Below are 22,884 nucleotides of genomic sequence, written 5' to 3' on the forward strand. Positions count from 1 at the left end.
TGCCGGCGGCGGCCGGGCGGCTGGCCGGGCTGGCCGCGGTCGTCCGGCCCGCGGGCCCCGGCGCCCCCTCCTCCGCCACCGGCACACCGTCCTCCGCCACCGACACCGCGGACGGCGTCCCGCTCGCCGCGTACGCGCTGGGCGCCGGCCACGGCTTCGTGCTCGGGGTCGCCGCCCCGCACCGCGAGCCCGGCGACCACACCGTCGCCTCCGTCGCCGCCGTCCTGCTGTCGCTGCTGACCGGCGAGCACCAGAGCGGCTCGGGCGCCGCCCGCTCCTTCGCGCTGGTACGGCTGCTGCTGGGCGCCGAGCCGCGCACGGTGGCCCCGCTGCTGGGCGCCGACCGCTGGCTGGTGGTGCACGGCAGCCCGGTCCGCCCGCCCTGCGACCCGGTGGCCGCCTCCGCGCTGGGCGCGGCCCTCGGCTCCCCGCTGGTCGACCTCGCGCGCGACGTCGTGCGCGTGCTCGTCCCGGCGGACCGCGAACCGTCCGCGCAGCCCGGCTGGACGCTGGGCGTCAGCGCGCCCGCGACACCGCCGGACTGGCCTGCGGCGGACGCCCAGGCGGCCCGCGCCCTCGCCCGCGCGCGGGCGACCCGCACCGGCCTGTACCGGCACGGCTCGCACCGGCCGGCCCTGGCCGACCTGCTCTCCCCCGACGCGGCCGAGGGCCACGCCCGCGCGCTGCTCGCGCCCCTCACCGGGACCCTCGCGGAGACCCTGCGCACCTGGCTGTCGCTGCACGGGAGCTGGGACCGTACGGCGGTGGCCCTGTCCGTGCACCGCAACACCGTCCGCCAGCGGATCGCCCGGTGCGCCGCGCTGCTGGGGGCGGACCTGGACGACCCGGACGTGCGCATGGAGCTGTGGTTCGCGCTGCGGCACCGCGGCACCGGCCCCGGCGGGCAGTGACCCGCGTCGCACGCGTACCGGCGGACGACCTGCCGACAGTCGTCTGCCTCACAATGGGAACCATGCCGATACCCGGGACACCCAGCCGCGCCGCACTCGTGGACCATCTCGTCAGCACCCGTATCGCGGGCGACGTGGCGACACCCCGCGAGAACAACCTCTCCCACTACCGCCAGCTGGCGAACGGCAACCGCCACTACTGGCTGGGCCTGGAGCTCGGCGAGCGCTGGACCGACGAGCAGGACGTGCTGGCGGTGATGGCGGAGCGCGTCGGCGTGAGCGACGACGCGGAGCACCGCCACGGCCAGGACACCATCGACCCCGAGCTGACGGTGGCCGCGCTGGAGCGGCTGGCGGCCCGGCTGCGCAAGGCGGCCGACGGCGGGCAGCGGGTGCTGTTCGCGACCGGCCACCCGGGCGGTCTGCTGGACGTGCACCGCGCCACGGCCGCGGCCCTGCGCGCGGCGGGCTGCGAGATCACGGTGATCCCGGAGGGCCTGCAGACGGAGGAGGGCTACGTCATGCAGTTCGCCGACGTGGCCGTCCTGGAGCACGGCGCCACCCTGTGGCACACCCACTCCGGGGACCCGATGAAGGCGATCCTCACGGGTCTGGAGCGCGAGGGCAGACCGCTGCCCGACCTGGTGGTCGCCGACCACGGCTGGGCGGGCTACGCCGGCCGGCACGGCGTCGACTCCGCCGGGTACGCCGACTGCAACGACCCCGCGCTGTTCCTCGCGGAGGCCGAGGGCACGGTGCAGGTGGTGGTGCCCCTGGACGACCACGTGGTCAGCCCGCGCCACTATGATCCGATGACGGCGTTCCTGCTCGCGGAGGCCGGACTGGCCTGAGGGGCCGCCGTACGGCGCCCCTCGCGGCGGTTCCGGCCCGGCGCGGCGGCGGCCTAGGGACGTTTCCGGCCCTCGCGGGCCGTCCTCATGCGGTCTTTAGGTCAAGAGTTCGTAAAATGGGGCCCATGATCTTTGCTGCTGCGTCCGGGGCACCGGTCGGCGGAGTCGCCGGCTGGGCCGCGGACCTCATGGAGAAGCTCGGCGGACCGGGCGCCGGGCTGGCCATCGCCCTGGAGAACCTCTTCCCTCCCCTGCCGAGCGAGGTGATCCTACCGCTGGCCGGGTTCACCGCGAGCCAGGGCCGGATGGACGTCGTCTCCGCCGTCGCCTGGACCACCGCGGGCTCGGTGGTCGGCGCCGTCGTCCTGTACTGGCTGGGCGCGCTGCTGGGCCGGGACCGCCTGGTCGCGGTGGCGGCCCGGCTGCCGCTGGTGAAGGTGTCCGACATCGAGCGGACCGAGGCGTGGTTCGTGCGGCACGGGACGAAGGCGGTCTTCTTCGGCCGCTTCGTGCCGATCTTCCGCAGCCTGATCTCGATACCGGCCGGCGTCGAGCGCATGCGGCTGCCCGTGTTCCTCGCCCTCACCGCGGCGGGCAGCCTCATCTGGAACACGGCGTTCATCGCGGGGGGCTACGCGCTGGGGGCGCGCTGGCAGCAGGTCACCGATCTGGTGGGCATCTACTCCAAGGTGATCCTGATCGCGGTGATCGCGGCCATCGTCGTCTTCATGGCGATGCGGCTGCTGCGGTCCGGGCGCGGACGGCGCAGGCGTCCGCGCGAGGACGCGGAGCCGCCCGTCAGCGCGGAACCCGGACGACGCCCTCCTGGATGACGGAGACCGCGAGCCGCCCCTCCTGCGTGTAGATACGGGCCTGCCCGAGGCCGCGCCCGCCGTGCGCGGACGGCGACTCCTGGTCGTACAGGAGCCACTCGTCCGCGCGGAAGGGCCGGTGGAACCACATCGCGTGGTCCAGGGAGGCCCCCACCACGTCACCGACCGCCCAGCCGCCCTTTCCGTGCGCGAGGAGCACGGAGTCGAGCAGGGTCATGTCGGAGACGTAGGTGGCGAGCACGACGTGCAGGAGCGGGTCGTCGGCCAGCTTGCCGTCGGTGCGGAACCACACCTGGGAGTGCGGCTCGCGGGGCTCGCCGAACCGGCCGTAGGGCGGCTCCTCGACATAGCGCAGGTCGACCGCACCGCGGGCCTCCAGGAACCGTTCGACCACGTCCGCGTCGAGATGGCCGTAGCCGCGCAGCCGCTCCTGCGAGGTGGGCAGCGAGGCGGGGTCGGGCGCGGGCGGCATCGCGGCCTGGTGGTCCATGCCCTCCTCGTGCACCTGGAAGGAGGCGGACAGCGCGAAGATCGGCTTGCCGTGCTGGACGGCGATCACCCGGCGGGTGGTGAAGGAGCGGCCGTCGCGCATGCGCTCCACGTTGTAGACGATGGGCGCGCCCGGGTCCCCCGTACGCAGGAAGTACGCGTGCAGGGAGTGGGCGGGGCGGTCGGCCGGGACCGTGCGCCCGGCGGCGACCAGCGCCTGGGCCGCCACCTGCCCGCCGAAGACCCGGGGGACGACGGCGGACCGGGACAGGCCGCGGAAGATGTCCACCTCGATCTGCTCCAGGTCGAGCAGATCGAGGAGACCCTGAAGCGCCTCGTTCATGGCACCTTTTCTGGTGGCCGTTGCCGGTGCGGGGACCTACAGGCCCATGTTCTTCGCGATGATCGACTTCATGATCTCGCTGGTGCCGCCGTAGATGCGGTTGACGCGGTTGTCCGCGTACAGGCGGGCGATCGGGTACTCGTTCATGAAGCCGTAGCCGCCGTGCAGCTGGAGGCAGCGGTCGATGACGCGGTGGGCCACCTCGGTCGTGAACAGCTTCGCGGAGGCGGCCTCGGCCGCGGTCAGCTCACCGGCGTCCAGCGCCTCCAGGGCACGGTCGGCGACGGCTTCCGCGGCGTCCACCTCGGCCTGGCAGGCGGCCAGTTCGAACTTGGTGTTCTGGAAGGAGGCGACGGTCTTGCCGAAGACGGTGCGCTCCTGGACGTACTGCTGGGCGAACCGCACGGCGGCCTTGGCCTGCGCGTAGGCGCCGAAGGCGATGCCCCAGCGCTCGGAGGCGAGGTTCTGGCCGAGGTAGTGGAAGCCCTTGTTCTCCTCGCCGAGCAGGTCCTCGACCGGGACCCTGACGTCGACGAAGGCCAGCTCGGCGGTGTCGGAGGTGCGCAGGCCCAGCTTGTCCAGCTTGCGGCCGACGGAGTAGCCCTCGGACGTCGTGTCCACGGCGAACAGCGAGATGCCGAAGCGGCGGTCCTCGGCGGTGGGCGCGGAGGTGCGGGCGCACACGATCACCCGGTCGGCGTGGACACCGCCGGTGATGAAGGTCTTGGCTCCGTTGAGGACGTAGTGCGTGCCGTCCCCGGAGAGCTTGGCGGTGGTCTTCATGCCCGCGAGGTCGGAGCCGGTGCCCGGCTCGGTCATCGCCAGCGCCCACATCTCCTCGCCGGAGACGAACTTCGGCAGGTAGCGCTTCTTCTGCTCGTCGGTGGCGAGCGACTTGATGTAGGGCAGGGCCAGCAGGACGTGCACGCCCGAGCCGCCGAACTGCACGCCCGCGCGCGCGGTCTCCTCGTACAGGACGGCCTCGAACTTGTGGGTGTCCAGGCCCGCGCCGCCGAACTCCTCGGGCACGTTGATGCCGAAGATTCCCAGCTCACCGAGCTTGTGGTAGAAGTCGCGCGGCGCCTGACCCGCCGCGAACCACTCGTCGTAGACCGGGACGACCTCGGCCTCGATGAAGGCGCGGATGGTCTCCCGGAACGCCTCGTGATCCTCGTTGAACACCGTACGGCGCACCGCCGCCACCTCCACATACCTGTCTAAGCGCTTGCTCACTCAACCGTACCGGCGGGTACGAACGGGCGTCCAGGGGTTCCGAGCCGTAACGCTCGTCACGCCCGCCCCGGCGCGCACACCACCGCCCCTCCAGGGTGCCCCCGGTGCCGCGACGCTAGACGGCGCCCGCCGCGCCGAAGGCCCCGCGCGCCATCCGGTGCAGCAGCACGGCGGTCACCGCCCGCCCCGGCAGGGCGCCCGGACGGCCCAGATGCGGGGTCGAGTTCAGCAGGCCGAAGACGGAGTGGACCGCCGAGCGGGCCGTCGGCTCGGCGAGCTCCGGGTACACCTCCCGCACGACCCCGACCCACAGCTCGACGTACTGGCGCTGGAGCTGGCGGACGAGCTTGCGGTCGCTGTCGCGCAGGCGGTCCAGCTCCCGGTCGTGCAGGGTGATCAGGGGGCGGTCGTCGAGGGCGAAGTCGATGTGGCCCTCGATCAGGGAGTCGAGCACCGTCCCGGGCGCGACCCCGTCCGCCTCGGCCAGGCGCCGCCTGGCCCCGGTCAGCAGCTGTCCGCTGATGCCGACCAAGAGCTCGGCGAGCATCGCGTCCTTGCCGGCGAAGTGCCGGTAGAGACCGGGTCCGCTGATGCCCACGGCGGCGCCTATCTCGTCGACACCGACACCGTGGAAGCCGCGCTCGGCGAACAGCCGCGCGGCCTCCTTGAGGATCTGCTCGCGACGCGTGGAGGCGTCGGTTCTGGTGGCCATGCGAGCAATTCTAGACAGGGAGGTTAGCGGTCGTTAACCTGAGGGAAATGCGTTAACGCTCATTAACAAGGGTGAGGGGACCGCAGGATGGACGAGGCACCGGAGCTCCACAGCGCGGCAGATCCCGCGTCGGAGACCTGGCGGGCCAACGACCGGGCCCACCGCGCGCTCGCGGAGGAGCTGCGCGGCAGGCTCGCCGCCGCCCGCACGGGAGGCGGCGAGAAGGCGCGCGCCCGGCACACCGCGCGCGGCAAGCTCCTGCCGCGCGACCGCGTCGACACCCTCCTCGACCCCGGATCGCCCTTCCTGGAGCTCGCGCCGCTGGCCGCCGACGGCATGTACGACGGGCAGGCCCCGGCCGCCGGCGTCATCGCCGGGATCGGGCGGGTCAGCGGGCGCGAGTGCGTGATCGTCGCCAACGACGCCACCGTCAAGGGCGGCACGTACTACCCGATGACCGTGAAGAAGCACCTGCGCGCGCAGGAGGTGGCCCTGGAGAACCGGCTGCCCTGCCTCTACCTGGTCGACTCCGGCGGCGCCTTCCTGCCGATGCAGGACGAGGTCTTCCCCGACCGCGAGCACTTCGGGCGGATCTTCTACAACCAGGCGCGGATGTCCGGCGCCGGCATCCCGCAGATCGCCGCCGTCCTCGGCTCGTGCACCGCGGGCGGCGCCTACGTCCCCGCCATGAGCGACGAGGCCGTCATCGTCCGCGGCCAGGGCACGATCTTCCTCGGCGGCCCGCCGCTGGTGAAGGCCGCCACCGGCGAGGTCGTCACCGCCGAGGAACTGGGCGGCGGCGAGGTCCACTCCCGGGTCTCCGGCGTCACCGACCACCTCGCCGAGGACGACGCGCACGCCCTGCGCATCGTGCGCACCATCGTCTCCACGCTCCCCGCGCGCGGGGCGCTGCCCTGGGAGGTCGCCCCGGCCGTGGAGCCCAAGGTCGACCCGTCCGGCCTCTACGGCGCCGTCCCCGCCGACCCTCGCACCCCCTACGACGCCCGCGAGATCATCGCGCGCCTGGTCGACGGCTCGCGCTTCGCGGAGTTCAAGTCCGAGTTCGGCCAGACCCTCGTCACCGGCTTCGCGCGCGTCCACGGCCACCCGGTCGGCATCGTCGCCAACAACGGCATCCTGTTCTCCGAGTCCGCCCAGAAGGGCGCCCACTTCATCGAGCTGTGCGACCAGCGCGGCATCCCGCTGCTGTTCCTGCAGAACATCTCCGGGTTCATGGTCGGCAAGGACTACGAGGCCGGCGGCATCGCCAAGCACGGCGCCAAGATGGTGACGGCGGTGGCCTGCACCCGGGTGCCGAAGCTGACGGTCGTGGTCGGCGGCTCCTACGGCGCCGGCAACTACTCCATGTGCGGCCGGGCCTACTCGCCCCGCTTCCTGTGGATGTGGCCCAACGCCAAGATCTCCGTCATGGGCGGCGAGCAGGCCGCCTCGGTCCTCGCGACCGTCAAGCGCGACCAGCTGGAGGCGCGCGGCGAATCCTGGCCCGCCGAGGACGAGGACTCCTTCAAGGCGCCCGTGCGCGAGCAGTACGAGCGCCAGGGCAACGCCTACTACGCCACCGCCCGGCTGTGGGACGACGGGGTCATCGACCCGCTGGAGACCCGCCAGGTGCTGGGCCTGGCCCTGACCGCCTGTGCCAACGCGCCCCTGGGTGACCCCCAGTTCGGCGTCTTCCGGATGTGAGGGGGGCTGTGCGGATGACGCAGGCCATGTTCGACACGGTCCTCGTGGCCAACCGCGGCGAGATCGCCGTCCGGGTGATCCGTACGCTGCGCTCGCTGGGCGTGCGCTCGGTGGCCGTCTTCTCCGACGCCGACGCCGACGCCCGGCACGTGCGCGAGGCCGACACCGCGGTCCGGATCGGCCCGGCGCCCGCGGCGCAGAGCTATCTGTCCGCGGAGCGGCTGCTGGACGCCGCCGCGCGCACGGGCGCGCGGGCGGTCCACCCCGGGTACGGCTTCCTCGCGGAGAACGCGGGCTTCGCGCGCGCGTGCGCCGACGCCGGGCTGGTCTTCGTCGGACCGCCCGCCGACGCCATCTCCCTGATGGGCGACAAGATCCGCGCCAAGGAGACGGTGCGGGCGGCGGGCGTGCCGGTCGTGCCCGGCTCCAGCGGCAGCGGGCTCAGCGACGCGGAACTCGCCGACGCCGCCCGGGAGATCGGCATGCCGGTCCTGCTCAAGCCGTCCGCGGGCGGCGGCGGCAAGGGCATGCGGCTGGTGCGGGAGGAGGAGCGGCTGGCGGAGGAGATCGCCGCCGCCCGGCGCGAGGCCCGCGCCTCCTTCGGCGACGACACGCTCCTGGTCGAGCGCTGGATCGACCGCCCCCGGCACATCGAGATCCAGGTGCTGGCCGACGGCCACGGCGGCGTCGTCCACCTCGGCGAGCGCGAGTGCTCCCTCCAGCGCCGGCACCAGAAGGTGGTCGAGGAGGCGCCGAGCGTGCTCCTGGACGCGGCCACGCGCGCGGGGATGGGCGAGGCGGCCGTGCAGGCGGCCCGCTCCTGCGGCTACCGGGGCGCGGGCACGGTGGAGTTCATCGTGCCGGGCGGCGACCCCTCCTCGTACTACTTCATGGAGATGAACACCCGCCTCCAGGTCGAGCACCCGGTCACCGAGCTGGTCACCGGCCTCGACCTGGTGGAGTGGCAGCTGCGGGTGGCGGCGGGCGAGCCGCTGGACTTCGGCCAGGACGACGTACGGCTCACCGGTCACGCGATCGAGGCCCGCGTCTGCGCCGAGGACCCCGCGCGCGGCTTCCTGCCGTCGGGCGGCACCGTGCTCCGGCTGCGCGAGCCGCACGGCGACGGCGTGCGCACCGACTCCGGGCTCAGCGAGGGCACCGAGGTCGGCAGCCTGTACGACCCGATGCTGTCCAAGGTGATCGCGTACGGCCCCGACCGCGCGACCGCGCTCAGAAGGCTGCGGGGCGCGCTCGCGCGGACGGTCACGCTGGGCGTGCAGACCAACGCCGGGTTCCTGCGCCGCCTGCTGGCCCATCCCGCGGTCGTCGCGGGCGAGCTGGACACCGGCCTGGTCGAGCGCGTGGTGGACGACCTGGTCACCACGGACGTGCCCGACGAGGTCTACGAGGCGGCGGCTGCCGTACGGCTGCACGCGCTGCGTCCGGCGGGCGGCGGCTGGACGGACCCCTTCTCGGTGCCGAGCGGCTGGCGGCTGGGCGGCACCCCGCGGCCCGTGGGCTTCCCCCTGCGTGTCACGGAGCCGGTGGAGTACGCCCCGCGCGGCTCCGCCACCGTCACCGACGACGCCGTGTCCGTGACCCTCGACGGCGTCCGCCACACCTTCCACCGCGCGGCCGACTGGCTGGGCCGGGACGGCGACGCCTGGCACGTGCGCGACCACGACCCGGTGGCCGCCTCGCTCTCCGGGGCGGGCCGCGCCGGCGCCGACTCGCTCACCGCGCCCATGCCGGGGACGGTGACGGTGGTGAAGGTGGCCGTCGGCGACGAGGTGGCCGCGGGGCAGAGCCTGCTGGTCGTGGAGGCGATGAAGATGGAGCACGTCATCTCCGCCCCGCACGCCGGCCGGGTCGCCGAACTCGACGTCAGGCCCGGCTCGACGGTCGCCATGGACCAGGTCCTCGCGGTCGTCGCCCCGGCGGAGGAGGACCGATGACGCTGCCCATGACCGTCCCGGCGCCCGGCCTGCCGGCCCGGGTGCGCATCCACGAGGTCGGCGCGCGCGACGGCCTGCAGAACGAGAAGGCGAGCGTGCCGACGCGGGTGAAGGCGGAGTTCGTGCGCCGGCTCGCCGGGGCCGGGCTGACCACGATCGAGGCGACCAGCTTCGTCCACCCCGAGTGGGTGCCCCAACTCGCCGACGCCGAGGAGTTGTTCCCGCTCGTCGCCGGACTCTCGGGCGTGGACCTGCCGGTGCTGGTCCCCAACGACCGCGGACTGGACCGGGCGCTGGCCCTGGGCGCCCGCCGGGTCGCCGTCTTCGCCAGCGCCACGGAGTCCTTCGCCAAGGCCAACCTCAACCGCACCCTGGACGAGTCGCTGGCGGTCTTCGAGCCGGTGGTCGCCCGCGCCAGGGACGCCGGCGCGCACGTGCGCGGCTATGTCTCGATGTGCTTCGGCGACCCCTGGGAGGGCGCGGTCCCGGTCCACCAGGTGGTGCGGGTCTGCCGGGCGCTGCGGGACATGGGCTGCGACGAGCTGAGCCTCGGCGACACCATCGGCGTCGCCACACCCGGCCAGGTGCGGGCACTGCTGACGGCGCTCGACGGGGCGGGCGTGCCGACGCCGGTCCTCGGCGTCCACTTCCACGACACCTACGGCCAGGCCCTCGCCAACACCTACGCCGCCCTCCAGCACGGCGTGAGCACCGTCGACGCCTCCGCGGGCGGGCTGGGCGGCTGCCCGTACGCCAGGTCCGCCACCGGCAACCTCGCCACCGAGGACCTCGTGTGGATGCTGCGGGGCCTCGGCATCGACACCGGAGTCGACCTCGACCGTCTCGTCGCCACAAGCGTCTGGATGGCCGAACACCTGGGCCGGCCCAGCCCGTCCCGCACCGTCCGCGCCCTGTCCCACAAGGAGCAGTGAACAGCCATGGACCACCGCCTCTCCCCCGAGCTGGAGGAACTCCGCCGCACGGTCGAGGAGTTCGCCCACGACGTCGTCGCGCCGAAGATCGGCGACTTCTACGAGCGCCATGAGTTCCCGTACGAGATCGTCCGGGAGATGGGCCGGATGGGGCTGTTCGGGCTGCCCTTCCCCGAGGAGTACGGCGGCATGGGCGGCGACTACCTCGCCCTCGGCATCGCCCTGGAGGAGCTGGCCCGGGTGGACTCCTCGGTGGCCATCACCCTGGAGGCGGGCGTCTCGCTGGGCGCCATGCCGATCCATCTGTTCGGCACCGAGGAGCAGAAGCGGCGGTGGCTGCCGAAGCTGTGCTCCGGCGAGATGCTCGGCGCCTTCGGGCTGACCGAGCCCGACGGCGGCTCGGACGCGGGCGCGACCCGTACGACGGCCCGCCTGGACGAGTCGACGGACGAGTGGGTGATCAACGGCACCAAGTGCTTCATCACCAACTCCGGCACGGACGTCACCGGTCTGGTGACGGTCACGGCGGTCACCGGCCGCACGCCCGAGGGCAAGCCGCTGATCTCCGCCGTCATCGTCCCGTCCGGCACCCCGGGCTTCACGGTGGCGGCCCCCTACTCCAAGGTCGGCTGGAACGCCTCCGACACCCGCGAGCTGTCCTTCGCCGACGTCCGGGTCCCGGCCGCCAACCTGCTGGGCGAACAGGGCCGCGGCTACGCCCAGTTCCTGCGCATCCTGGACGAGGGCCGCATCGCCATCGCGGCGCTGGGCACGGGCCTGGCGCAGGGCTGTGTGGACGAGTCGGTGAAGTACGCCAAGGAGCGGCACGCGTTCGGCCGGCCCATCGGCGCCAACCAGGCCATCCAGTTCAAGCTCGCCGACATGGAGATGAAGGCCCACACCGCCCGCCTCGCCTGGCGCGACGCGGCCTCGCGGCTGGTCGCCGGGGAGCCGTTCAAGAAGGAGGCGGCGCTGGCGAAGCTGCACTCCTCCACGGTCGCGGTGGACAACGCCCGCGACGCCACGCAGATCCACGGCGGCTACGGCTTCATGAACGAGTACCCGGTGGCCCGCATGTGGCGCGACTCCAAGATCCTGGAGATCGGCGAGGGCACGAGCGAGGTCCAGCGCATGCTGATCGCCAGAGAACTGGGCCTGACGGGCTGACATCCCAGGACTCCGCGCCACCGGGCGGCGCGGGGGCGCGGGGTGTGGGGTGTGGGGCCTACTTCGTCTCGACCAGCCAGGTGATGTTGGCCTTCACCGAGTGGAGGGCATCGAAGGTGACGACGGTGCCGGCGAGGTCGAGCGGCGCCAGGAGGGGCTTGAAGTGGCGCACTTCGTTGGTCTTCGCCCCCACCTCGACCTGGGCAGTCGTGGCGACGCGGTCGTGGGTGACCGCCGAGAGCAGGTGACGGCGCGGCCTGTCCACGCGGGCCGAGCCCTTGAGAGTCTTGCCGTCCACGGCGATGACCTGCCGCGATCGGGCCCCGGGCACGTCCGCGGACGCGGTGATGCGGTGCCGGTCGGCCAGGTAGGCGCCCACAGCCCGGTCCAGGGCGTCGCCGTCAAGTGCCTGAAGGACGCGTCCGAGAGTGACCGGCCTGGGGCTGCGCCGCCAGCCGGGCGGGTGATGGCGTACCCCGTGGGATGCCAGCAGCGAGTTCGTGGCCCGCTCGCCGAACTCAGCGAGTTCCTCGATGCTCTTCGCGCCGCGGGCGGCCGCGCAGGCACACACCAGCAAGATCGCCGTCAGCGAGTACCACCGGCCCCGGCGTGAGCGCGGATCCGGAACCGATTCGAGGTAGGGACGCAGGTCAGCGATCCGGTCCGCATCCAGCGGCCCCAGTCTCTCCAGCGCGGCAGGGATGGGGGGAAGATGCAACAGCAGGCACGGGACGTCCTCGTGATCATCTGGCTTCGACACCACAATGATCACGAACCCCCGTGCCTGCTCTGCTGTCCGCCCCTACCGGCTGATCGCCAACCCTTCACGCAATCAAGGAACTTGACGGAGCCCTGGCGCACCCCCACCGGCGGCCTGACCATCCTTCACACCAAGACCCGCGCCTTCGAACGCCGCATCGCCCTCCCCACCGAGTGCATCAACTCCCTCAAGACCCACCAGGAACGACAGCAGGAAGAACGTGGGGCAGCCGGAGCGGGCTGGACGGACAGCGGGCTCGTCTTCACCACCTCGAAGGGCAGACCGCTCGACCCCACCAACCTCACCCGCCGCTTCCACTGTCTCCTCCACAGCGCAGGACTCCGGACGATCCGCTTCCAAGATCTCCGCCACTCGACCGCGACCCTGCTCCTGGAACAGGGCATCGACCTCGTCGTCATCAAGGAACTCCTCGGCCACGCCCACATCGGCGTCTACGCACACGTAAGGCTCCGCCTCCAACGCCAAGCCATCGACACCCTGGGCAACGCCCTCGGCCAAGGCGACGATGCCCCCGACGACCCACCCACCGCAGCCGTCGTCCGCTGACGTTGCCATCAAACACCCCAGGAGCCCCACCGAGAATGTGCCTCGGTGGGGCTCCTGGATTACTTTTGGGTCAGCTCGCCAATCGACTCTTAATCGCCACCAGACGCTCTCGGCTAGCGGTTCGGTCACCCTCTCTGAGTTGCGAGATAAGCCCCGCACTCAATACCCCTAGAAGAGGAGCAAAAATCGCACGACGCTGAGACTCGGCCTCCTGGGCGAAGAATTCAGCACCCGGAAGGTTCTGATCCAATTGACCCATCGACGTCAGGCATGCGTGCGCGCATTTGAGTGCATCCTCAGTATCAGCATTGGAGCGATAAAGGGCAGCGTAACGCAACGCAAGCACCGAGTAGAAGGAATAGATTCCTCTCACCTCGACGAGCTCTTCGTCAGACGGCTCGAGCTCTTGAAAACCCTCCAGAGAGACCACGTACCTCTGGAATGATTCTGCCGGAATTCCAGGATTCCAAAGATCCTCTACGACGCGGACGATGAAATCAGCATCGCCACTCCGCGCAGGATCGTCGCCACACAAACCCGTGAAGACCTGCACCATCCGCTCCGCACAGCTCGCAACGAAGGTTGCAACCTGATCCTGAGACTGCTCTCGAAGGGTTGCCGCAACGGCCTCGTCGACTACCACTCAAAGCTCCTCTGGCGAGTTGTAGTTGTCCCACTTCCGGGATACACCTCGCCCATCATCTTACCGCCTGTGCCTCGGATGAGTGGTGCACACCTACCCAGGCAAACGTTACGAGACGCGCCTCCTGACATGGGAGTCCATCCCATGTCATTAATGAAGAGTAGGGCATTCTGCTCTGCGTGAGTGCCTGGAATGTTGTCGGCAACGATCTCACCCTTGCCAATGGCGGACATCTGCGCTGGCGTCAGACCATCACCAGATCCGGCAACAACATTGATCGGGCCATGAGGAGTGTCAGCCCTAATTACAGCTACCGTACTTACGTTTTTACGAACAAACTCGTCCGGTTCGGCGGCTTGAATTTCACTCGCCCGCGCGGAGAGGTTGCAATTGTGGACAAGGACCGGCGTCGCCCCCGCCAGCACATAGTACGTGTGGATCTCGGTGAGCGTCAGGTCGTACGTGCGCTGGCGCTTTTCGAAGAAGCGCATGGCCTGCACTTCGGCCCGGGAGCCGTCCGCCGTGTACAGGAGCATGCCCGGCTTCAGGTCACCTGCCTCGATCCACTGCTTCTCCGCTTCCACCCAGTAGGGGTGGGTCGTGGTGGATACGAGAGTGAGCCTTTTCCAACCTCGCGTGCAGGCTGGGTAGTTGGCCTGACAGACGGGTGAAGCCCCTGGTAGATGGGTTTTCGACCAAGAGAACCGTCTCCACCAGAGGCTTCGCATGCTCGTCTACTCGTCCGGCGTCGACGTTTCCAGCTCTGCCCTCCGCTTCCTCGCCGCCCGTCTGAGGGAACACCGACGCACTCTCGGCACCCGATGGCGGCGCCTGAGCGCGGGGCGGCAGGCCCTGCTCACCCTCACCCACCTCCGCAACGGCCAGCCCTATGCCCAGCTCGCGGCCGGTTTCGGGGTCGGCACGACCACCGTCTACCGGTACGTCACCGAGGCCGTTGAGCTCCTGGCCGCCCTTGCCCCCACACTCGCCGAGGCAGTACGGGCCGCATCGATGAAGGCGTACCTGATCCTGGACGGGACACTTCTGCCGATCGACAGAATCGCCGCCGACCGGCCGTTCCACTCGGGCAAACACAAGAAGCACGGCATGAACGTGCAGGTCATAGCCGACCCGAAGGGCCGTCTCCTGTGGGCTTCACCAGCTCTGGCCGGTGCCGTCCATGACGTCAGGGCCGCACGCGAGCACGGCATCATCGACGCTCTCGCCCAGGCCGGCATCAACTGCTGGGCGGACAAGGGCTACCAGGGCGCGGGCGGCACGGTCCGCCTCCCTTACCGCGGCCGATGGGACAGCCTTTCCGCCGGCCAGCAGGCCGTCAACCGGGCCCACGCGAAGGTACGAGCACTGGTCGAACAGGCCATCGCCACCCTCAAGTCCTGGCGGCTCCTCCGCAAGCTCCGCTGCTCGACCACCCGAATCACAAGCCTCGTCCAAGCCGTCCTCACCCTCCACCTGGCCAGCTCAGACTGAGGATGGAAAAGGCTCAGTGACTCCATCAGGCGGAGTAAGTCATGCTGGGACAAGGCCATCGCGTCACCTCTCGTTTCAACGAGCTTCGCTACTCGGAGAGTTGTGCGATGGCCACCTCTTGACCAGGGGCAATACAGAGATCGCTGCTACACCACTGAGTGGGACACCATCGAGAAGAGCCTGCGCCTGCTTCGCCGCACGGTACTCCAAGGGCTGGGCGGAGCGCCGGTCGCGCAGGGTAGCCCGCCAGTTCGGCGCGTCGCGGACGTCGGTGTACACGGAGCGGGCGATACCACGCCAGCGGGCTGGAGGCGCTGGTGGCCAGGTCGTGCCGACCGTACTTCTCGGTGCATCAGGTGCTCGTCGAGGTCGAGGCCCTGGTCTGCGAACTACGCCCCTCCTCCCCACGCCGGGGCGCTCGCCGGATCGTCCGCGAGCTGGGCAGCGCGGGCTGGTAGCCGGTGCCCGGCCTGTCCACGGTGCACCGGCCTGGGTGACCGTACTGTGGGGTCACCGGCCCGGGCCGGGAGGACTGCAGCGCTCCGCGAGGGCCGCCCGCGCCCCGGCCCGAAAGTTCCTTTGCCTGCGGTTATTTACGCGTCGGACTCGTTCACTGGATCAGCTCGACCTGCGGGTGGTCCGGGGATGCCGGGCAGGCGTGGAGTTGCAGGTTGTAGCCGCTGGCGATGTCGATCATCGTGAAGTTCGCCGTCGGGTAGCCCGGGGGAAGCGGGGTGGGGTTGGTGTGTTCCTCCTGCGGGGCCCAGCTCTCGCTGCCGCCGTCCCATTCGGTGCTGGCGATCGTCAGGAGCGGGAGCGCCTCGGTGCCGCATTCGGGGCAGGGGCGGGGCACGGGGTCGGTGAGGCCCCAGGTGGACCAGCCGCCGACCTTCCAGCCGGAGGCATAGGCGAGTTCGTTCCGGTAGAACTCGTGGGGGGCGATCGCGTACGCGCTGTTCCAGGCCGGGCCGGCCGCCTCCCACCGGCTCACCTCGGCCAGTTGCCGCTGGAGGTCCTGGCTCAGCTCCATGGGATGGGGGTACTCCGTGACCTGCTCCGGCGCGAGCACGCACGGCTCCGGGAGATAGGTGACCAGCTGGACCGCGGACGGCTCGGGCGGCGCGGCGAGGACGTCGGTGACCTCGGCGGCGGAGCGCCAGAAGAGCGCGGTCCGCGGGTGCGTCGGGTGGTCGAAGGGGCACCACAGGACCTGGAGGAGATCCGCGCCGGGCGGGGCCGGGAGCGGAACGTCACGGCCGTACAACTGGGCGACGGGGAGCATGGGGATCGGGCCCTCGGGCTGCGGGCGGCCGTGGCGCTCCTCGGCCGCCGCCTGGGGGCGCCGCGACTGCCGGATGTCCTCCGCCGAGAGCGCCGGGGTCCACTTGTCCCACACGTGGTCCCCGTCGCAGTGCGGCCACGGCTCGTCGGCGGGCCACAGGAGCGGCCCGCCGACAGAACTGTCGCGCATCGTCGGCGACCCCGGCCGCGGGTGCAGCCGGGTCGCCTTCCGCGCCAGCGGGGCCAGTTCAGGGAAGAGCGCGGTCACGTCTAGCGGCCGCGGCGGGGTGGTGAAACTCATGCCGGCTCCTGCTGGTGCGAACTGGCTGTGATCAGTTACCGAGGTTCAACAACCCGGTGTTCCCCTTGGTGTTGGGGACGTGGATATTGGGGAACAGCTCCTCGGTCGTCCCGTTCGCCCGTTCGATGTTAGCGGTCATCGTGACGCCCACCGGGATCGTGCTGGTTGCGTCCGTGTAGACGGGCGTCACCTGGTAGAAGATCGCGTCGTCCACTCCGAAGGTGCCGTCCTTCAGCATGTTCTGCGCCATGGACTCGTAGGTCCGCATGCTGGGCGTGCCGGTGTTCATTCCCGTCTGCCAACAGGGGACGAGGTTGTTCTGACCGCCGTCCAGAATCTGGCCCTTCCCGCCGAGGATGTTCGCGATCAGGTGGCACCGGGCCTGTGAGGACGTCGGCGGGTTCGCCTGGTTGGAAAGCTGCGCGTCCTGCCAGCCCGTGATGTCGCCCGAGGCGCCACTGCCCTTGACGGGCCCCTTCCCCAGGCATGCCTGCGCCCGGGTCGGCCGTGTACCGGCCGGGCCGATCGGATCGGTCGTCTTGTTGACGTGGGGAACCGGTTCAGTGGTGTTCAGGATCCAGCCGTCGCCGTTGGGAAGCGAACCGGCCGGGGAGGTGTCCAGGCAGCGGCCGTGCGGCCCGGTCTCCGGCGTGGAGAACGTCACCTTGAACTGATCGGCGTCGATCACCCGCTGGTCCGCGAAGCCCTCGGTGAGCTGCGCGTCGGCGAACTGCTTGTCAGCGGCCGGGACATGGGCACGTACACAGGGTCTGGTCTTGTCCAGCTCCCGGCTGTCGCCGAGGATGTACGAGTCCCATTCGCCGTTGCCGAGGTTGGCGATCACTCGGCGATCGTGCGGCTCTGGGAGAACGCGTGGGAGGAGTTCACGCCGTTCCTCCGCTTCGACACCGAGATCCGCCGCATCGTCTGCACCACCAACGCGATCGAGTCCGTGAACGCCAGGATCCGGCGGGCGGTCAAAACCCGCGGCCACTTCCCGAACGAGCAGGCCGCCTTGAAGTGCGTCTACATGGCCATCATGTCGCTGGACCCCACCGGCAAGGGCCAGGCCCGCTGGACCATGTGCTGGAAGACCGCCCTGAACGCCTTCGATATCACCTTCGACGGCCGACTCTCCGCGGCCCGCCAGTAACTCCAACCACCCTGGTTACACCATTCGTTTGACAGACTCCGTCCTTGCAGAGCTGAAGGAGTCGGTCGAAGACCACCCGTTCCATGCCGTGCCCGGCCAGCCGGGTACGGAACCGGCTCAGCACGCTCGCGTCGAAGCCCGTGTCCGTCAACTCGGCCCCGAGCGCGTACTTCCAGTCGATCGCCCGCACCGCCATCGCCGCGGCCTGCCGGTCGGTCAGATCCTCGGCGAACTGCAACACCGTGACCAGCGACAACACCCCCGGTGACAGACCCGGGGCACCGCGCACCCCGAACGCGTCGGCGAACGGCCCGTCGGCGAAGACCTCCGCGAGCCGGTCCCGCACCCGGATCGCCAGGCTCCCCTGCGGGAACGCCGCCCGAGCCACCACCGCAGTCTGTGCCGGAACCTCCGGCAGCCCCTTCGGCCGCATCGACAACCGCATCACCCCCACGGCCGCACGACAGGACAACGACCACACGGACGATCCCCCCGCGCCCAACCGTCGCCCCGCACGGAATTGCGCAGCGGAGTCCAGGGCTGTTTCAAAGTCCGATTGATGCTGCGAAGTCGCAGCTCACGGCGGCGTGCCGGCTTCCGGTCGACCCGTCCCTCACACGACGAAGCTCCGGTTGGAGCGGGTGACCTCTCAAGTCGCCCTGCCGAACCGGAGCTTCGATGTGCCGTCAGTCTGCCGGCGTCTGCCTGATCAAGTCGCCCTCGCGTCAGCACCGCGCACTGCCGGGACTGCCGCGGCGGCTGGCCACGCTGGCCGATCCGCGGCACCGGCGCGGTAAGCGTCACCCGTTCGTGAGCGTGCTGCTGATCGCGTGCTCGGCCGTGCTGAGCGGAGCGCGTTCGTTCGCCGCGATCGGCCAGTGGGCCAGGAATGCCCCGCACGAGGCCCTCGCCCGGCTCGGTGCCCGCACCACCAGCGTGTTCGCCGTCCGCGTCGCGCCGAGCACCGCGACCGTCCGCCGGATCGTCAACCGCACCTGTCCCGGCGTGCTCGCCGACCTGCTCGGCGCCGACCCGGCCGGGTCCGACACCCTCGCGGTGGACGGCAAGAGCGCCCGTGGCTCCCGCCATGGTGACACCCCGGCCGCGCATCTGCTCGCCGCCGTGACCGGTGGCGGGCTAACCATCACGCAGCCGCGAGTCCCGGACAAGACGAATGAAATCACCTGCTTCGCCGGCCTGCTGGCCCCGTTCGACCTGACCGGGGTGACCGTGACGGCCGATGCCCTGCACGCTCAGCGCGGCCACGCCCGCTTCCTCGCGGAGGACAAGAAGGCGCGCTACGCGCTCGCTGTGCGTGAAGAAGAACCAAGCCGGTCTCCACGAGCGGCTGCACACGCTGCCCTTGAGGGAAGTGACCGCGAAGTTCTACGACCGCACCGAGGGACACGGCCGCAAGGAGACCCGCGTGGTGCAGGTCCTGACCGTCGATGACCTCGACTTCCCGCACGCCGCCCAGGTCACCCAGGTCACCCAGGTCGCCCAGGTCGCCCAGGTCGTACGCCACCGCACCTGTCTGAAGACCGGCAGGCGCAGCCGCGAGACCGTTTACGTCATCACCGTTATGACCAGCCGGGAAGCCTCCCCGCAGCGGCTCGCGAAGATCATCCGTTCACAGTGGGTCATTGAAAACCGGCTCCACTTCGTCCGCGACACCGCCTTCCGCGAGGACGCCTCCAAGGTCCACACCGAGCACCGCCCGTCGCGCTCCCCCACGTCAGCAGCGTCCCCGTCAGTACAAGGGCGACGCCGTGCCGCCACACTTTCCCCGGCCTCGACACAGACACCCCGGAACTAAAGAGAAGTTAAAAGGTCGAGGTATCTCGGCTTCACGTGACAGCCACAGGCGATACGCCCGGTACCCACTCGGCGCGTGACATGAATCACAGCGCCGCCGCACATCACCCATAGGGAATGCGCGGGGTTTTCCGCTGCATGGGCACTGAACACGACAGGCAGCCCGAACCCGCCGCCGACGCTCGGTGGACCGCCCCACCGAGGACCCCGACCCCGTCCAGGCCCACCGCCCACAGCCCGCCGCCCCACCGCCCACCTGCACCCTTCACCGGACGGTCACCTCCGGGGCGTCGGCAGATCATGATATCTTCACAGTTCTTTGCGGCGCTTTCCCGCGAATGGCGATTGCGGCATTTCAGCCACCACACAAATCAAGCCATCCAAAAACGGGGCGTGCCCCCGGTATTCTTTGGAGAGCATGACGATGGCTGCCCCGGCCGTTTCGGTGATTGTCGCCGCGTACAACGCAATGCCTTATCTGACGCGTTGCGTCACGTCCGTAGTCGAGCAGAGCATCGGCCGGGACGAGGTCGAGATCATCGTCGTCGACGACGGCTCGACCGACGGCACGGCCGAGGAGCTGCGGCGTCTTTCGGACGCCCACCCGGGCGCGATCAGGGTCTTCGCGCAGGAGAACTCCGGAGGGCCCTCGGCGCCGCGCAACGTCGGTCTCGGCCACGCCCGCGGCCGGTTCGTCTTCTTCCTCGACGCCGACGACTACCTCGGCCCGGAGGCCCTTGAGCGCATGGTGGCCATGGCCGAGGAGAACGCCACCGACATCGTGCTGGGCAAGATGGTGGGCGTCGGCGGGCGGGCGGCCCCGCAGTCGATGTTCCGGCGCGACCAGCCGAGGGCCGACGTCTTCTCCTCCCGGGTCTACTGGACGCTGAACCCGATGAAGCTCTTCCGCCGGGACCTGCTGGAGCGCCACGGCCTGCGCTTCCCGGAGGACCTGTCCATCGGCGAGGACCAGCTCTTCGTCGCGCCCGCCTACCTGCACGCGGCGGGCATCTCCGTGCTGGCCTCGTACGACTGCCTCTACTGGGTGGAGCGCGAGGACCAGGGCAACATCACCCTGCGCACGGGCGGCACCGAGTCCCGGCTGAGGTTCCTGCCCCGTATGGTCGACCTCCTGCTGGAGAGCGTCCCGCCGGGGCAGGGCCGCGACCATCTGGCGCACCGGCACCTGACCGTCGAGGTCCAGCAGCTCCTCGGCCACCTGGCGCAGGAGCCGCGGCCCGAGCAGGAGAAGGCCCTCAGCCGCCTCGCCGAGACCATCGCGCCGCTGTGGCACGAAGGGATCGACGACCGCCTCTCCGCCATGGCCCGGCTGCGGCTGCACCTGATCCGCCACCGGATGCTGGACGAACTGCTGACCCTCGTGAAGTTCGAGAGGGAACTGGCCCGCGGCGAGGTCGCCACGCCGGTGCTCGTGGAGGACGGCCGCGCCCTGGCGCGCTACCCCTTCCTGCGCGACGCCGACCGCGCCGTCCCCGACCGCTGCTACGACGTCACCGCCCAGCTCGGCGTACGCCATCAGGTCAGCCGCGCCGAACTGACCGGCACCGCCCTCCGCCTCGAAGGGCACGCGTACCTGCACCGCGTCGGCACGGAGGACGTCACCACGGAACTCGTGCTGCGCGAGCGCGACACCAAGGCGGAACACCGGCTGCCCGTCACGCACACCGGGACGCCCGGTCTCGGCGCCGAGGAGGACCAGGGCCGTTTCACGTACGGCAGGGCCGGCTTCGAGGCCGTCGTCGACATCGCGACGGCCGCCGGCGGCGGTCCGCTGCCGGGCGGTCTGTGGGACATCTCGCTGGCCGTCGGCGCGCAGGGCATCAGCAAGGAGGTCCGCATCGGCAGCCGCCGGGCCGAAGGGGTGTCCGGCGCGGCGGCCACCCACGTCGTGGACACGGTCGCGGGGCTGCGGGCCGTCACGCTCTACACGACCGCCCCGCACGGCAACTTCACGCTCGACCTCGACGAGCGCAAGCACGCCGTCACGCGCGGCCTGCGGCTGGACGGCACCATCCGGTGGGCCTCCGACGCCCCGGCGGAACTGGAGTTCAGCGGTCGCTGCGCTCTCGCCGCGCTCCCCCCGGGCACGCTCGGGCTGGCCCTGCGCAGCGACCGGGGAGACAGCGCCGCCTTCCCGGTCACCGCGACCGGGGACACCTTCACCGTGCGGGTGCCCGTGAGCACGCTGCCGGCCGGTGTCTGGCGGGGAGAACTGCGGCTCGGCGACTGGGCGCTGCCCCTCCCGGCCCTGCCCGGCGGCCTCGCTGCGGCCAAGTGGAGCCGGCGTGCCCTGCCCTGGTACGCCAAGCGCGCCCCCGCCGAGGCGAAGGGCTTCGCTCTGGTCGTGGCCAGGACCAGTCTCACCAAGGCGGTGACCCGGCTCGTCCGGTCCTGAGGGGCGGAGCCCGGCGGGGGATGTCAACGGGCCGCAGCGGCAGGGCGGTTGGGTTCGGGCGCTCCCGCGCGGAGAGTTCCGGCCGGTGCGCGGCCCCCGAGGGGCGGGCCCCACCCCTGGACATCAGATCAGGTTAGGCTAACCTACCTTCGAATTGTCCGGCCGGTGATCGGCCCTGTTCGAAAGCAGCGTAGCCATGCCCAACGCAAGAGCCACCCACCTCACCCGTCGCGGCATCCTCGCCGCGGGCGGCGCCCTCGGCCTCGGGACCGTGCTGGCCGCCTGCGGGAACGACAGCGGCGACAGTGGTGGCTCCGGCGACGCGGCGGCCGCGAAGTCCGGCCCCTGGACGTTCAAGGACGACCGCGGCACGACGGTGAAGCTCGACAAGGTCCCGACGAGGATCGTGGCCTTCGTCGGCCTCGCGGCCGCCCTGTACGACTACGGCATCGAGGTCAAGGGCGTCTTCGGCCCGACGAAGACCAAGGACGGCAAGGCCGACGTGCAGGCCGGCGACATGGACGTCAGCAAGCTGACCGTCTTCGGCAACGTCTGGGACCAGTTCAACGTCGAGAAGTACGCGGCCTTCGCGCCCGAGGTCCTGCTCTCCACGACCTTCGACAGCGCCGGCACCCTCTGGTACGTCCCCGAGGCGTCCAAGGACAAGATCGCCAAGCTCGCCCCGAGCGCCGCGGTCTCCGTCTACGACCGCCAGCTGACCCAGCCGCTGGAGCGGGTGTGGCAGCTCGCCGAGTCCCTCGGCGCGGACCTGAAGGCCGACAAGGTCGCCCGGTCCAGGAAGGACTTCGAGGCCGCCGCCGAACGGCTGCGCAAGGCCGCCAAGGCGCGCCCCGAGATCAAGGTGATGGCCGGCTCCGCGAGCCAGGACATCTTCTACGTCTCCGGCACCAACCTCTCCATCGACCTGGAGTACTTCAAGGCCCTCGGCGTGAACTTCGTGGAGCCGCCGGAGAGCGCCAAGAAGGAGGGCGGCGGCTGGTTCGAGAACCTCAGCTGGGAGAACGTCGACAAGTACCCGGCCGACATCATCATGATGGACGACCGCAGCTCGACCATCCAGCCGGCCGACATCACCGAGGCCACCTGGAAGAAGCTGCCCGCCGTCAAGGCCGGCCAGGTCATCGCCCGCTCCCCCGAGCCGATCCCCTCGTACGCCAAGTGCACCCCGCTGCTGACCAGCCTGGCCGAGGCCATCGAGAAGGCCAGGAAGGTCGCCTGACCCGGCGCCGCCCGGGGCGCGGGCGGGCCCGCGGCCGACCGCCGGCCCGCCCCCGCCCCGAAGCCCGCACCCGTGACGTGGACGCAG

The 22,884-nt window shown here is 70.9% G+C and carries 21 protein-coding genes and 2 pseudogenes; 14 read left to right on the plus strand and 9 right to left on the minus strand.

The features are described 5' to 3' along the window. The 3 genes from SZN_RS20500 to SZN_RS20510 all read left to right on the plus strand — a co-directional run. A partial coding sequence (locus SZN_RS20500; RefSeq protein ID WP_007498107.1) for a PucR family transcriptional regulator occupies positions 1-911 on the plus strand: 911 nt, incomplete at its 5' end. A gap of 62 nt (positions 912-973) precedes the next feature. Further along, on the plus strand, positions 974-1,762 hold the full coding sequence (locus SZN_RS20505) for a phosphatase (protein WP_043732041.1): 789 nt from the start codon (positions 974-976) through the stop codon (positions 1,760-1,762). 188 nt (positions 1,763-1,950) lie between these two features. Beyond that, on the plus strand, positions 1,951-2,595 hold the full coding sequence (locus SZN_RS20510) for a DedA family protein (RefSeq protein WP_007498111.1): 645 nt from the start codon (positions 1,951-1,953) through the stop codon (positions 2,593-2,595). Here SZN_RS20510 and SZN_RS20515 read toward each other — a convergent pair. From SZN_RS20515 to SZN_RS20525, 3 genes are all read right to left on the minus strand, one after another. Continuing rightward, entirely contained in the window at positions 2,561-3,427 is an 867-nt protein-coding gene (locus SZN_RS20515) for an acyl-CoA thioesterase (RefSeq protein ID WP_007498113.1), read from the minus strand. The genes SZN_RS20510 and SZN_RS20515 overlap by 35 nt on opposite strands. A gap of 36 nt (positions 3,428-3,463) precedes the next feature. Then, positions 3,464-4,621: an acyl-CoA dehydrogenase family protein gene (locus SZN_RS20520; protein WP_007498116.1), complete on the minus strand. Its 1,158-nt coding sequence runs from the start codon at positions 4,619-4,621 to the stop codon at positions 3,464-3,466. Between the two features lie 154 nt (positions 4,622-4,775). Then, complete coding sequence (locus SZN_RS20525; RefSeq protein WP_007498118.1) at positions 4,776-5,372, minus strand: SACE_7040 family transcriptional regulator; 597 nt, start codon at positions 5,370-5,372, stop codon at positions 4,776-4,778. 87 nt (positions 5,373-5,459) lie between these two features. Here SZN_RS20525 and SZN_RS20530 point away from each other — a divergent pair, with 87 nt between their 5' ends. From SZN_RS20530 to SZN_RS20545, 4 genes are read left to right on the plus strand one after another with little or no spacing between them, the layout of a single operon-like run. Further along, complete coding sequence (locus tag SZN_RS20530) at positions 5,460-7,076, plus strand: carboxyl transferase domain-containing protein (RefSeq protein WP_007498121.1); 1,617 nt, start codon at positions 5,460-5,462, stop codon at positions 7,074-7,076. 26 nt (positions 7,077-7,102) lie between these two features. Next, entirely contained in the window at positions 7,103-9,031 is a 1,929-nt protein-coding gene (locus SZN_RS20535) for an acetyl/propionyl/methylcrotonyl-CoA carboxylase subunit alpha (RefSeq protein ID WP_043732030.1), read from the plus strand. Then, positions 9,028-9,963, plus strand: a complete 936-nt coding sequence (locus SZN_RS20540) for a hydroxymethylglutaryl-CoA lyase (RefSeq protein WP_007498125.1) — start codon at positions 9,028-9,030, stop codon at positions 9,961-9,963. Before SZN_RS20535 ends, SZN_RS20540 begins: the two co-directional genes overlap by 4 nt. Positions 9,964-9,969: 6 nt before the next feature. Continuing rightward, positions 9,970-11,130, plus strand: coding sequence for an acyl-CoA dehydrogenase family protein (locus SZN_RS20545; RefSeq protein ID WP_007498127.1), 1,161 nt, complete (start codon positions 9,970-9,972; stop codon positions 11,128-11,130). Positions 11,131-11,188: 58 nt separating this feature from the next. Here the strand turns inward: SZN_RS20545 and SZN_RS20550 are convergent, their stop codons facing one another. Then, positions 11,189-11,902, minus strand: coding sequence for an ISAs1 family transposase (locus tag SZN_RS20550; protein ID WP_244313398.1), 714 nt, complete (start codon positions 11,900-11,902; stop codon positions 11,189-11,191). Between the two features lie 84 nt (positions 11,903-11,986). Here SZN_RS20550 and SZN_RS20555 point away from each other — a divergent pair. Beyond that, a pseudogene (locus tag SZN_RS20555) lies at positions 11,987-12,457 on the plus strand (tyrosine-type recombinase/integrase); the annotation flags it as partial. A gap of 70 nt (positions 12,458-12,527) precedes the next feature. Here SZN_RS20555 and SZN_RS40955 read toward each other — a convergent pair. After that, positions 12,528-13,100 carry a hypothetical protein gene (locus tag SZN_RS40955; RefSeq protein ID WP_139063563.1) on the minus strand — a complete coding sequence of 191 codons (573 nt, stop codon included), beginning with the start codon at positions 13,098-13,100 and terminating at the stop codon, positions 12,528-12,530. After that, entirely contained in the window at positions 13,094-13,828 is a 735-nt protein-coding gene (locus tag SZN_RS38835; RefSeq protein WP_078508762.1) for a polymorphic toxin-type HINT domain-containing protein, read from the minus strand. The genes SZN_RS40955 and SZN_RS38835 overlap by 7 nt, the downstream gene beginning before the upstream one ends. Between SZN_RS38835 and SZN_RS20560 the strand changes: the two genes are divergently transcribed. After that, on the plus strand, positions 13,827-14,591 hold the full coding sequence (locus SZN_RS20560; protein ID WP_007498132.1) for an IS5 family transposase: 765 nt from the start codon (positions 13,827-13,829) through the stop codon (positions 14,589-14,591). The two genes, SZN_RS38835 and SZN_RS20560, sit on opposite strands and share 2 nt — an antisense overlap. Before the next feature lie 610 nt (positions 14,592-15,201). Here the strand turns inward: SZN_RS20560 and SZN_RS20565 are convergent. Together SZN_RS20565 and SZN_RS20570 are read right to left on the minus strand one after the other, a co-directional pair. Then, positions 15,202-16,173, minus strand: a complete 972-nt coding sequence (locus tag SZN_RS20565) for a hypothetical protein (protein WP_007498136.1) — start codon at positions 16,171-16,173, stop codon at positions 15,202-15,204. Positions 16,174-16,204: 31 nt separating this feature from the next. Then, positions 16,205-17,014, minus strand: coding sequence for a DNA/RNA non-specific endonuclease (locus SZN_RS20570; RefSeq protein ID WP_244313401.1), 810 nt, complete (start codon positions 17,012-17,014; stop codon positions 16,205-16,207). Here SZN_RS20570 and SZN_RS20575 point away from each other — a divergent pair. Further along, positions 17,015-17,326: pseudogene (locus SZN_RS20575) on the plus strand (transposase); the annotation flags it as partial. Here the strand turns inward: SZN_RS20575 and SZN_RS20580 are convergent. Next, the gene (locus tag SZN_RS20580; protein ID WP_425274454.1) at positions 17,289-17,771 is read right to left on the minus strand and encodes a transposase; all 483 of its coding nucleotides are present in this window, start codon (positions 17,769-17,771) and stop codon (positions 17,289-17,291) included. The pseudogene SZN_RS20575 and the gene SZN_RS20580 overlap by 38 nt on opposite strands. 233 nt (positions 17,772-18,004) lie before the next feature. On the opposite strand from SZN_RS20580, the gene SZN_RS38840 reads away from it, so the two are divergent. The 4 genes from SZN_RS38840 to SZN_RS20595 all read left to right on the plus strand — a co-directional run bounded on the left by SZN_RS38840 (position 18,005) and on the right by SZN_RS20595 (position 22,797). Next, positions 18,005-18,778: a transposase family protein gene (locus tag SZN_RS38840; protein WP_106432692.1), complete on the plus strand. Its 774-nt coding sequence runs from the start codon at positions 18,005-18,007 to the stop codon at positions 18,776-18,778. Beyond that, the gene (locus tag SZN_RS43230; RefSeq protein ID WP_279627032.1) at positions 18,684-19,142 is read left to right on the plus strand and encodes an ISAs1 family transposase; all 459 of its coding nucleotides are present in this window, start codon (positions 18,684-18,686) and stop codon (positions 19,140-19,142) included. The genes SZN_RS38840 and SZN_RS43230 overlap by 95 nt, the downstream gene beginning before the upstream one ends. A gap of 417 nt (positions 19,143-19,559) precedes the next feature. Next, positions 19,560-21,557: a glycosyltransferase family 2 protein gene (locus tag SZN_RS37710; RefSeq protein WP_244313400.1), complete on the plus strand. Its 1,998-nt coding sequence runs from the start codon at positions 19,560-19,562 to the stop codon at positions 21,555-21,557. Positions 21,558-21,753: 196 nt separating this feature from the next. After that, positions 21,754-22,797, plus strand: coding sequence for an ABC transporter substrate-binding protein (locus SZN_RS20595; RefSeq protein ID WP_007498150.1), 1,044 nt, complete (start codon positions 21,754-21,756; stop codon positions 22,795-22,797). Positions 22,798-22,884 lie beyond the last annotated feature (87 nt).

Source organism: Streptomyces zinciresistens K42 (assembly GCF_000225525.1).
In the GTDB taxonomy this organism is placed as follows: Bacteria; Actinomycetota; Actinomycetes; order Streptomycetales; family Streptomycetaceae; genus Streptomyces; species Streptomyces zinciresistens.